Origin of the sequence: Streptomyces sp. KR80, from assembly GCF_052245555.1 — a bacterium.
GTDB lineage: Bacteria > Actinomycetota > Actinomycetes > Streptomycetales > Streptomycetaceae > Streptomyces.
Genome location: NZ_JBQQCD010000015.1, coordinates 171,602 through 182,890, shown reverse-complemented (window position 1 = coordinate 182,890; position 11,289 = coordinate 171,602). Strand labels below are relative to the sequence as shown.

Below are 11,289 nucleotides of genomic sequence, written 5' to 3'. Positions count from 1 at the left end.
CCAGGAACAGGCGGGCGCAGGCCCCCTGCCCGGAGGCTGATGACTGGCGTCAGGCCTCGCAGGCCGGGCACAGCACCGGTGGCACACGGCGCCTCCGCCGCCCGCGCGGCAGCGGCCCGACCGGCGAGGTCAGGGGCAGAGGCGCTCGATCCGCCACGCGCCCGTTGCTTCACGCACATAGTGCAGGCGGTCGTGGAGACGGTTCTCGCGGCCCTGCCAGAACTCGACGGTCTCCGGGCGGACGCGATAGCCACCCCATTCCGGTGGCACCGGGACCTGCTCGCCCGGCGGATAGCGGTCCGCAAGTTGCGCGTAATGGCGGTCGAGTTCCGCACGGGAGGCGATCATCGAGGACTGCTCGCTCGCCCAGGCGCCCAGCTGCGACCCGTGCGGCCGGGTGCGGAAGTACGCGGCCGTCTCGTCCCGCCCCGTACGCTCCGCGATCCCGCCCACGATCACCTGGCGGGCGATCGGGTGCCAGGGGAAGAGCAGCGAGACGGACGGGTTGGACGTGAGTTCCCGGCCCTTGCGTGAGCCGTAGTTCGTGTAGAAGACGAAGCCGCGCTCGTCGAACTGCTTCAGCAGCACCGTGCGGGAGCTGGGCCGGTCCGTGACCGGGTCGGCCGTCGAGACCACCATCGCGTTCGGTTCGAACATCCCGCTCGCCACGGCCTGCTCGAACCAGTGGGTGAATTGCGCCATGGGCTCCGGGGCCAGGTCCGCCTCCGCCAGGCCCTGCGCCCGGTAGTGCTCACGCATGGCCGCCGGGTCCAGAGCACGCGGAGTCGGTCGCGGATTGGGGGGTTCGTGCGGGTCGATGTCGGGCACCTGCATATCTTGCAGCATGATCTCCGGCGCGGTTGCGCCGGGCCAGTTTGCCCCGGCCAGGCCCTCTCTAACCCTCCCGAAGAGGAACGGCACAGTGTGCCGGATCTCACGCTTCCCCGCACCTGTCGAAGCCGCCAAAATCAGGCGCTGGGCCACTGTGGCCTCCGGATACCGCGAGCTATCGTGTCCGGCCTGTACCGCCCCCTTTACCGACCTGCACGACCGGTGACCAAACCGCAATGGCCGTGGCGCAACGCCACCGCACAGGCCGCCCGCTCCCTCACGGGCCCGCTTGCTGCCGCGGCAGGGTGATCAACACCCGAGCGGGGCATCACCGGGGTGTCGATACGGACCGCGAGCCGCACCCGGGCGGCCGCGTAACCGTTTCGGCACCTGCCGAACCTGGACCGAATCTGACAGTTTGGTCATAAGCCACATGCGCCGACCATGTGCTGCATGTCGACCACATCATGAGGAGCCGCCTGATGTCCGACTTCGTACCCGGACTCGAAGGAGTCGTCGCGTTCGAAACGGAGATCGCCGAACCCGACAAGGAAGGCGGCGCGCTCCGTTACCGAGGCGTGGACATCGAGGACCTGGTGGGTCACGTCTCGTTCGGCAACGTGTGGGGCCTGCTGGTCGACGGCAGCTTCAAACCCGGTCTGCCGCCCGCCGAGCCGTTCCCCATTCCCGTCCACTCCGGCGACATCCGCGTGGACGTGCAGTCCGCGCTCGCGATGCTCGCCCCGGTCTGGGGCCTTAAACCCCTGCTCGACATCGACGAGGCCCAGGCCCGCGACGACCTCGCCCGCGCCGCCGTCATGGCCCTGTCGTACGTCGCCCAGTCCGCGCGCGGCCAGGGCCTGCCGATGGTGCCGCAGAAGGAGATCGACAAGGCCGAGACCGTCGTCGAGCGGTTCATGAAGCGCTGGCGCGGCGAGCCCGACCCCAAGCACGTCCAGGCCGTGGACGCGTACTGGACGTCGGCGGCCGAGCACGGCATGAACGCCTCGACCTTCACCGCGCGGGTGATCGCCTCGACCGGCGCCGACGTGGCCGCCGCGCTCTCCGGCGCGGTCGGCGCCATGTCCGGTCCGCTGCACGGCGGCGCGCCCTCCCGCGTCCTCGGCATGATCGAGGAGATCGAGCGGACCGGCGACGCCGAGGCGTACGTGAAGCGGGCCCTGGACAAGGGCGAGCGGCTGATGGGCTTCGGCCACCGCGTCTACCGCGCCGAGGACCCGCGGGCGCGCGTCCTGCGCCGTACGGCCAAGGAGCTGGGCGCGCCGCGCTTCGAGGTCGCCGAGGCGCTGGAGCGGGCTGCGCTGGCGGAGCTGCACAGCCGCCGTCCCGACCGGGTGCTCGCCACGAACGTGGAGTTCTGGGCGGCGATCATGCTGGACTTCGCGGAGGTCCCGGCGCACATGTTCACCTCGATGTTCACCTGCGCCCGCACCGCCGGGTGGAGCGCGCACATCCTGGAGCAGAAGCGCACCGGGCGGCTCGTCCGGCCGTCGGCCCGGTACGTGGGTCCTGCGGCCCGCGATCCGCGCCAGATCGAGGGCTACGCGGACATCGCCCACTGACACCCGCCCGGGTGTGGGCATTTGTTCCGCCTGGGGGCACCTCCCAGCGGTAGCTGGGGGAGGAACGAATGCCCACAACGCGGGCTCAGGCGTTCAGCGCATCGTCCAGGAGGCGGGACCACTGCTCCACCACGCGTTCGCGGCGCGCCGTGTCGTCCGTGAGCAGGTTCGCCAGCCCGAGACCGCGGGCCATGTCCAGCAGGCCCTGCACCGTCTCGCGCACACCGGGCCTGCTCTCGTCCGCACCGAGCAGCTCCACCGCCATCCGGTGCGTCTCGCGGCCCACCTTGGCCTCCAGAGCCGTCACCCGCAGCCGTAGCTGCTCCTCGTTCGAGGCCGCCACCCACAGCTGGAGCGCCGCCCGGAACAGCGGTCCGGTGTAGAGGTCCACCAGCTCCTCGACGATCACCCGGGTGCGTGCCGTCGTACCCCGGGGCGGCAGGTCGCGCGTGAGCGCCCGCAGCGCGCCCGACCGCTTCTCGGCTACGTGCTCCACCGCCGCCGTGAAGAGGTCCTCGCGGGTCGGGAAGTGGTGCTGAGCCGCTCCCCGGGAGACGCCGGCCCGTTCGGCGACCACCGTGACCGTGCTGCCGCTCCAACCGTGTTCGGCCAGGCAGGACACGGCGGCCTCGAGCAGCCGCAGCCGAGTGGCCCGGCTGCGGTCCTGTTTGGGGTCGCGCACGGCGGCCCGTCCGGTCACCGCGTCCATGCCGGGTCCCGCCGCTCCAGGAAGGCCGTCATGCCCTCGCGTGCCTCGTCGGAGGCGAAGAGACGGGCCGACAGCTCGGCCATCGCCTCGGTGTCCCGGTCGAAGGCACGGAGCACGCGCGCCGTGGTGAGGCGCTTGGACTCGGCCAGGCCCTGTGGAGACGTCCGGCGCAGTCCGTCGAGGACCGGGGCGAGGGCCTCGTCCACATCACCGTCGGCGGCGAGGGTCAGCAGCCCGATCCGAGCCGCCTCCGCCGCGTCGAACCGCTCTCCGGTGAGGTAGTAGCGCCCGGCCGCCCGCTCGTCGAGACGGGACAACAGCGGCAGTGAGATCACGGCGGGGGCCAGCCCGAGCCGCACCTCGGTGAAGGCGAAACTCGCCCCCGGCCCCGCCACCGCGATGTCGCAGGCGCCCACGAGGCCGAGCCCGCCCGCCCGTACATGACCCGTCACCCTGGCGACGACCGGCTTCGGCAGCTCGACGACCGTACGGAGGAGCCGCGCGAGTCCGAGGGGACCGGATGCCGCCGCCGCAGCCGTGCCGGGACCGGCGCTCGCCTCGCTCAGGTCCGCGCCCGCGCAGAACGTGCCGCCGGTGTGGGTGAGCACCACGGCCCGCGTCTGTGGATCCTTCGCCGCCGCCGCCAGCCCTTCGTCCAGCTCGGCCACCAGCCGGGCGGAGAGCGCGTTGCGGTTGTGCGGCGAGTCCAGAGTGAGGGTGGTGATGCCGCGTCCAGAGGCGCGGCGCACCAGCGGCTCGGTCGCTTCGACGTCCGTCATGAGCGCGTTGAACTCCCATCCGAGCGGATCAGTATGGCTCGTCCTAGTACGACTTGGGGAGGCCCAGGGTCTGGTGCGAGACGAAGTTGAGGATCATCTCGCGGCTCACGGGCGCTATCCGGGCGACGCGGGAGGCGGTGACGAGGGAGGCGAGGCCGTACTCGCGGGTGAGGCCGTTGCCGCCGAGGGTGTGGACGGCCTGGTCGACGGCCTTGACGGCGGCTTCGGCGGCCGCGTACTTCGCCATGTTGGCCGCCTCCCCCGCGGCCGCGTCGTCACCGGCGTCGTAGAGGTGGGCCGCCTTCTGCATCATCAGACGGGCGAGTTCGAGCTCGATGTGCGCCTGGGCGAGCGGGTGCGCGATGGCCTGGTGGGCGCCGATGGGGTCCTTCCACACCGTGCGGGTGCGCGCGTAGTCGACGGCCTTGGCGAGGGCGTGGCGGCCGAAGCCGAGGGCGAAGGCGGCGGTCATGATGCGCTCGGGGTTGAGCCCGGCAAAGAGCTGGAGCAGCCCCGCGTCCTCGTCGCCGACGAGCGCGTCGGCGGGGAGGCGTACGTCGTCGAGGACGAGCTCGAACTGCTTCTCCGGCGCGGAGAGTTCCATGTCGATCGGGTGGTACTCGAAGCCGGGGGTGTCGCGCGGAACGATGAACAGGCAGGGCTTGAGCCTGCCGGTGCGGGCGTCCTCGGTACGTCCCACGATGAGGGTGGCGTCCGCGATGTCCACACCGGAGATGAAGACCTTGCGGCCGGTGAGGAGCCAGTCCGCGGCACCGGTCGGGCCGGCGGTGGCGGCCCGGCGGGCGGTGGTGGTGATGCGGTGGGAGTTCGACCCGGCATCGGGTTCGGTGATGCCGAAGGCCATGGTGAGGGAGCCGTCGGCGAGGCCGGGAAGCCACTGCTGCTTCTGGGCGTCGGTACCGAAGCGGGCGATGACCGTGCCGCAGATGGCGGGCGAGACCACGAGCATGAGCAGCGGGCAGCCCGCGGCGCCCAGTTCCTCGAGCACGATGGACAGTTCGGCTATCCCGCCGCCTCCGCCGCCGTACTCGGTGGGGAGGTTGACGCCGAGGTAGCCGAGCTTGGCCGCCTCGGCCCAGAGCTCGTCGCTGTGCCTGCCCTCCCGGGTGACGGCGACGAAGTACTCCCGGCCGTAGCGCGCGCCGAGTGCGGCCACGGCGGCTCGCAGGTCGGCTTGCTCCTGGATCTCGATGACGGGGGTCATGACGGGGGCTCCTCCTCAGGGGCGGGGCGGGGCGTCCGGTGGCCGGCCGCGGGGTCGTCCTGCGTCTCGGATACGACGGCCAGCAGCGCTCCGACCTCGACCTGCTGGCCGGGGGTGGCATGCAGGGCGGTGAGTGTTCCGGCGGTGGGCGCGGACACGCGGTGTTCCATCTTCATCGCCTCCAGCCAGAGCAAGGCCTGTCCGGCCCCGACCCGGTCGCCGACCGTGAGCTCAGCGACCCGGACCACCGTGCCGGGCATCGGCGCCAGGAGTGAGCCGGGTTCGGTACGCGTGGCGGGGTCCGGGAAGCGCGGGAGTGCCGTGAAGGCGTACGCGCCGAGCGGGGAGTCCACGTAGATGCGGCTGCCGTAGCGGGCTACGTCGAAGGCCCGGCGGATGCCGTCCACTTCGAGGACCACATGGTCCGCGGTGGAGTGCACCAGGCGTGTGGTGGGGACGTCGTCGGCTGCCAGGCCGTCCCGGGTGAGGCGGTAGCGGATCTCGTGCTCGGTCCCGTCGGGCTCGGAGCGGTAGCTCTTGGACTGCGCCTGGGAGGGGACGTTGCGCCAGCCGCCCAGACGGGAGCCGACCGGTCCGTCGGCGGTGCGCGCCGCGGCGTCGGCCAGCGCCGCCGCCAGCGCCGCAAGGCGCACGGGCGCCTCATCAGCAGCCGTCTCAGGGCTCGTGACCTCGGCGAGGCGCCGTTCGAGCCAGCCCGTGTCGACGGCGACCTTCGCGAACTCCGGGTGCCGGAGCACGCGTACGAGCAGATCGCGGTTGGTGACCGGACCGTGGATCCGGGCGCGTGCCAGCGCACGGGTCAGTGTGCGGACGGCCTCGGTGCGGCTCGGGGCCCAGACGATGACCTTCGCCAGCATCGGGTCGTAGTGGACGCCGATCCGGTCCCCGTCGACGTAACCCGAGTCGACCCGCAGCCCGGCGTCCCCACGGGAGGGGCCGGGGCCGGCACCCTCCACCGCGCCCGGCACCTCGAAGCGGTGCAGCATCCCCGTCTGCGGCTGCCAGCCCCGCGCCGGGTCCTCCGCGTAGAGGCGGGCCTCCACGGCGTGACCGACGGGTGCGGGCGGTTCAGCGGGGAGATGGTCGCCTTCGGCGACGCGGAGTTGGAGAGCCACGAGGTCGAGTCCGAAGACCGACTCCGTGACCGGGTGCTCCACCTGCAGGCGGGTGTTCATCTCCAGGAAGTGCGGGCGGCCGTCCTCGGAGACGAGGAATTCGACCGTGCCCGCTCCTTCGTAACCGATCGCCCGGGCGGCCTCCGTAGCCGCGTCGTGGAGGCTACGGCGCAGCTCGTCGGAGAGACCCGGTGCAGGCGCCTCCTCGATCACCTTCTGGTGGCGGCGCTGGAGGGAGCAGTCGCGGGTGCCGAGTGCCCACACCGTGCCGTGGGTGTCGGCGAGGATCTGCACCTCGACGTGGCGCCCGTACTCGACGTACGGCTCGACGAAGACCTCGCCGTCGCCGAACGCCGACAACGCCTCGGCGCTCGCTGCCGCCAGTTCGGCGGGAAGCGCATCGAGTTCCCGTACGACGCGCATGCCCCGGCCGCCGCCGCCCGCCGCGGCTTTGACGAGGAGCGGCAGGTCGTCGGAGGTCACGGCCGCGGGGTCGAGAGGTGCCAGGAGGGGGACGCCCGCGGACGACATGAGCTGCTTGGCCCGGGTCTTGGATGCCATCGCCTCGATGGCGGCGGGAGACGGGCCGATCCAGGTCAGGCCGGCGTCGATGACCGCGCGGGCGAAGTCGGCGTTCTCGGAGAGGAAGCCGTAGCCCGGATGCACGGCGTCCGCTCCCGCCGCGAGGGCGGCCTTCACGATGAGGTCGCCGCGCAGGTACGTGTCGGCCGGGGCGCTGCCCGGGAGGCGTACGGCGGCGTCCGCGGCACGGACGTGCGGGGCGTTCTCGTCGGCGTCGGAGTGCACGGCGACGGTGGCGATGCCCAGGTCACGGCAGGTGCGGAAGACCCGGCGGGCGATCTCGCCGCGATTGGCGACCAGAAGGGATTCGATCACGGGGGCCTCACATCCTGAAGACGCCGAAGCCGCGGGCGCCTTCGACGGGTGCGGTGTGGATCGCCGACAGGCACAGCCCGAGGACGGTCCGGGTGTCGCGCGGGTCGATGACGCCGTCGTCGTAGAGCCGGCCGGAGAGGAACATCGGGAGCGATTCGGCCTCGATCTGCTGCTCCACCATGGCGCGCAGGGCGGCGTCGGCCTCGTCGTCGTACGGCTGACCCTTCGCGGCGGCCGACTGGCGGGCGACGATCGACAGCACGCCGGCGAGCTGCTGCGGGCCCATGACCGCCGACTTGGCGCTGGGCCAGGCGAAGAGGAAGCGTGGGTCGTACGCCCGGCCGCACATGCCGTAGTGGCCGGCGCCGTAGGACGCGCCCATCAGCACCGAGAGGTGGGGGACGCGGGAGTTGGAGACCGCGTTGATCATCATGGCGCCGTGCTTGATGATGCCGCCCTGCTCGTACTCCTTGCCGACCATGTAGCCGGTGGTGTTGTGGAGGAAGAGGAGCGGGATGTCGCGCTGGTTGGCCAGCTGGATGAACTGGGCCGCCTTCTGGGATTCGGCGCTGAAAAGGACGCCTTGGGCGTTGGCGAGGATGCCGATGGGGTAGCCGTGGAGGGTGGCCCAGCCGGTCACCAGGCTCGGCCCGTACAGCGGCTTGAACTCGTCGAAGTCCGAGGCATCGACGATCCGGGCGATGACCTCGCGGGGGTCGAACGGGGTCTTGAGGTCGCCGGGGACGATGCCGAGCAACTCGTCCTCGGCGTATGTGGGGGGTTCGGCAGGTGCGGGATCCGGGTGGGTCTTGCGCCAGTTGAGGCGGGCGATCACCCGGCGGGCTCGGCGGAGGGCGTCCCGCTCGTCGACGGCGAAGTAGTCGGCGAGGCCGGAGGTGCGGGCGTGCATCTCGGCGCCGCCGAGGGATTCGTCGTCGCTCTCCTCGCCGGTGGCCATCTTCACGAGCGGGGGCCCACCGAGGAAGACCTTGGACCGCTCCTTGACCATGATCACGTGATCGGACATGCCCGGGATGTACGCGCCCCCGGCCGTGGAGTTGCCGAAGACGACGGCGATGGTGGGGATACCGGCCGCCGAGAGCCGGGTCAGGTCCTTGAACAGCGCCCCGCCGGGGATGAAGATCTCCTTCTGGCTGGGCAGATCCGCGCCACCGGACTCGACGAGGCTGACGACGGGGAGGCGGTTGGCGTACGCGATCTCGTTCGCGCGGAGCGCCTTTTTCAGGGTCCAGGGATTGCTCGCGCCGCCGCGGACGGTCGGGTCGCTGGAGGTGATCAGGCACTCCACACCTTCGACGACGCCGATACCGGCGACGAGGGAGGCCCCGACCTGATAGTCGCTGCCCCAGGCGGCGAGCGGCGACAGCTCGAGGAAGGGCGTATCGGGGTCGAGCAGCAACTCGATGCGCTCACGGGCGAGCAGCTTGCCGCGCCCCCGGTGCCGGGCGATGTACTTCTCCCCGCCACCGGCCGTCGCCTTGGCGTGCTCGGCCGAGAGGGCGGCGAGCTTCTCGAGCATCGCCTCCCGGTGGGCGGCGTAGTCGGCGCTCGTCGGGTCGAGGGAGGACGCGAGCACGGTCACAGCAGAACCTCCGGAATGTCCAGATGGCGTGAGCGCAGCCACTCGCCCAGCGCTTTGGCCTGGGGGTCGAAGCGGGCCTGGGAGGCGACGCCCTCGCCGAGCAGCCCGTCGACGGTGAAGTTGAGCGCGCGAAGGTTGGGCAGGACGTGACGGGCGACCGTCAACGGACGGGCCTCGGGCAGCAGATCGTGCAGTCGGTCGGTCGTCATCGTGTGGGCCAGCCACCGCCAGGCGTCGTCGGTGCGCGCCCACAAGCCGACGTTCGCGCTGCCGCCCTTGTCCCCGCTGCGGGCGCCGGCGACGAGGCCGAGCGGCGCACGGCGGGTGGGGCCCGGCGGGAGGGGCTCAGGAAGCGCCGGTTCGTCGAGGCCGGTGAGCTCGCGGGTGGCCGGGGGCGGTGGCACCTCGACCCGTCGGCCGTCCGGCAGCACTGCCGTGTGCGCCACGTCCGCCGAGTCCACGTACACCGCTTCGAAGACGCCGTACGGCGCTCCCTTGCCGGGCGGGGCCGTCAGGTGGAAGCCGGGATAGCTGGCCAGGCCCAGTTCGACCGCCGCGCTGCTCACCGCTCTTCCGACCGTCTCCGGGTCGCGGTCGCGGACCACCAGGCGCAGCAGTGCGCTCGCCTCCTCCTCGACGGCTGCGTCGGCCCGGTCCGTACGGGCCAGGGTCCAGCTCACCTCGGCCGGGCGGCGCCGGGACAGCGCACGCTCCATCTGCTGCCGCACGAGCATGGCCTTGGCCTCGACGCCGAGGCCGGTGAGCACAAAGACGACCTCGTTGCGCCAACCGCCCAGCCGGGTCAGACCGGTCTTGAGAGCGGGCGGCGGCGCCTCACCGCGCACCCCCTCGATGCGGACCCGGTCCGCGCCTTCCTGGGTGAGGCGTACGGAGTCCAGGCGGGCGGTCACATCGGGTCCGGCGTAGCGCGCGCCCGCCGTCTCGTAGAGCAGCTGCGCGGTGACTGTGCCGACTGTCACCGCGCCTCCCGTGTCCGGGTGCTTGGTGATGACGGACGAGCCGTCGGCGTCGATCTCGGCGAGCGGGAACCCGGGGTGGCGGACGTCGTGGTCGGTGAAGAACGCGTAGTTGCCGCCGGTCGCCTGGGGGCCGCACTCCAGCACGTGCCCGGCGACGACGGCTCCGGCGAGCGCGTCCCAGTCGTCCGCCGGCCAGCCGAAGTGCGCGGCCGCGGGGCCCGTGACGAGGGCGGCGTCGGCGACCCGTCCGGTGACGACGACATCGGCGCCCGCCTGCAGGCAGGCGGCGATGCCCGCGCCGCCGAGGTAGGCGTTGGCGGTGACGACGCCGGTGCCCCAGTCGCGGTGACTCAGGTCGTCGCCCTCGACGTGGGCGACGGATACGGAGACGCCGACGCGGGCGGCGAGTTCGCGTACGGCGTCGGCGAGCCCGGCCGGGTTGAGCCCCCCGGCATTGGTGACGATCTTCACCCCGCGGTCGGCGGCGAGCCCCAGGCACTCCTCCATCTGCCGCAGAAAGGTCTTCGCATAGCCCAGCGCGGGGTCCTTCGCGCGGTCGCGGCCGAGGATGAGCATGGTGAGCTCGGCCAGGTAGTCGCCCGTGAGGACGTCGAGCGGACCGCCGCTGAGCATCTCCCGCACGGCGTCGAACCGGTCGCCGTAGAAGCCGGACGCATTGGCGATGCGCAGGGGTTCTCGCGGTGTCATGCGGACCTCCCCGACGGCCGGCGCCCTTGGCCGGGCGGGCCGGCGAAGGCCTGGGCGATGTCCAGCCAGCGGTCCGCGTCCGGGCCGTCGGCGCGTACGGCGAGGTCCGCGCGATGCGCGCGCTGGGTGACCAGCAGGCAGAAGTCGAGCGCGGGGCCCGTGACGTGCTGCGCTGCCTCCCGTGGGCCGTACGTCCACAGGGACCCGTCGGGGGCGGTGAGTTCGACGCGGATGTCGGCGGTGGGCGGGGTCAGGCCACGTACGGCGAAGGCGTAGTGCATGGCGCGGTACCCGATTCGGGCCACGTGCCGCAGCCGCGCGGTGGGCGTACGGCGCACGCCGAGCGCGTCCGCGACGTCCTGCCCGTGCGCCCAGGTCTCCATGAGTCGCCCGGTCGCCATGGACGCGACGCTCATGGACGTCCCGAACCACGGCATGCGTACGTCCGGCGCATGCTCGGCGAGGGCCTTCCGCAGGGCCTCGCGCGTCTGCCGCCAGCCCTCCAGCAGCTTGTCCGGGGCCTGCCGGGCACCGCGCGCGGCCCCCTCGTCGACGAACGTCTCCGGTGCGGCCATCGCCTTCTCGGCATGGTGTGCGAAGCCCTCGGGATCGGTCGTGGAGCGGAGCGCCTGCCGGTCGGTCCAGGCCAGGTGCGCGATCTGGTGGGCGATCGTCCAGCCGGGAGCGGGCGTCGGCCGGGCCCAGTCATCGGGAGCCAGGTCCGCCACCAGGGCATCCAGTTCGTCGCTCTCGGCACGCAGATCTTCGAGTACGGCGGTGGGGTCGGACACGGTACGCGCTCCCCTCGTCGGCTGATGTGTCCGCACAAGACATGACC

Annotated in this window: 9 protein-coding genes; 1 reads left to right on the top strand and 8 read right to left on the bottom strand. The window is 72.2% G+C overall.

Features of this window, described 5'->3' with window-relative positions; genetic code table 11:
• Positions 1–129: 129 nt before the first annotated feature.
• Positions 130–759, bottom strand: coding sequence for a pyridoxamine 5'-phosphate oxidase (gene pdxH, locus ACTWQI_RS21405; RefSeq protein ID WP_443272772.1), 630 nt, complete (start codon positions 757–759; stop codon positions 130–132).
• A gap of 554 nt (positions 760–1,313) precedes the next feature.
• Here pdxH and ACTWQI_RS21400 point away from each other — a divergent pair.
• Entirely contained in the window at positions 1,314–2,414 is a 1,101-nt protein-coding gene (locus tag ACTWQI_RS21400) for a citrate synthase 2 (protein WP_443272748.1), read from the top strand.
• Between the two features lie 85 nt (positions 2,415–2,499).
• Here the strand turns inward: ACTWQI_RS21400 and ACTWQI_RS21395 are convergent, their stop codons facing one another.
• Genes ACTWQI_RS21395 through ACTWQI_RS21365 form a run of 7 tightly spaced genes read right to left on the bottom strand, consistent with a single transcriptional unit; the run spans position 2,500 to position 11,242 of the window.
• Positions 2,500–3,123, bottom strand: a complete 624-nt coding sequence (locus ACTWQI_RS21395; RefSeq protein ID WP_443272746.1) for a TetR/AcrR family transcriptional regulator — start codon at positions 3,121–3,123, stop codon at positions 2,500–2,502.
• A complete protein-coding gene (locus ACTWQI_RS21390) occupies positions 3,111–3,902 on the bottom strand; it encodes an enoyl-CoA hydratase family protein (protein ID WP_443272744.1) in 792 nt (263 codons plus the stop codon). Before ACTWQI_RS21390 ends, ACTWQI_RS21395 begins: the two co-directional genes overlap by 13 nt.
• A 43-nt stretch (positions 3,903–3,945) precedes the next feature.
• On the bottom strand, positions 3,946–5,127 hold the full coding sequence (locus ACTWQI_RS21385; protein ID WP_443272741.1) for an acyl-CoA dehydrogenase family protein: 1,182 nt from the start codon (positions 5,125–5,127) through the stop codon (positions 3,946–3,948).
• Positions 5,124–7,160 carry an ATP-binding protein gene (locus ACTWQI_RS21380; protein WP_443272738.1) on the bottom strand — a complete coding sequence of 679 codons (2,037 nt, stop codon included), beginning with the start codon at positions 7,158–7,160 and terminating at the stop codon, positions 5,124–5,126. Before ACTWQI_RS21380 ends, ACTWQI_RS21385 begins: the two co-directional genes overlap by 4 nt.
• Positions 7,161–7,167: 7 nt before the next feature.
• Positions 7,168–8,763, bottom strand: coding sequence for an acyl-CoA carboxylase subunit beta (locus ACTWQI_RS21375; RefSeq protein WP_443272736.1), 1,596 nt, complete (start codon positions 8,761–8,763; stop codon positions 7,168–7,170).
• Positions 8,760–10,451 (bottom strand): acyclic terpene utilization AtuA family protein, encoded by a 1,692-nt coding sequence (locus tag ACTWQI_RS21370; RefSeq protein ID WP_443272734.1) that lies wholly within the window; start codon positions 10,449–10,451, stop codon positions 8,760–8,762. The genes ACTWQI_RS21375 and ACTWQI_RS21370 overlap by 4 nt, the downstream gene beginning before the upstream one ends.
• On the bottom strand, positions 10,448–11,242 hold the full coding sequence (locus ACTWQI_RS21365) for a TIGR03084 family metal-binding protein (protein WP_443272732.1): 795 nt from the start codon (positions 11,240–11,242) through the stop codon (positions 10,448–10,450). The genes ACTWQI_RS21370 and ACTWQI_RS21365 overlap by 4 nt, the downstream gene beginning before the upstream one ends.
• Positions 11,243–11,289 lie beyond the last annotated feature (47 nt).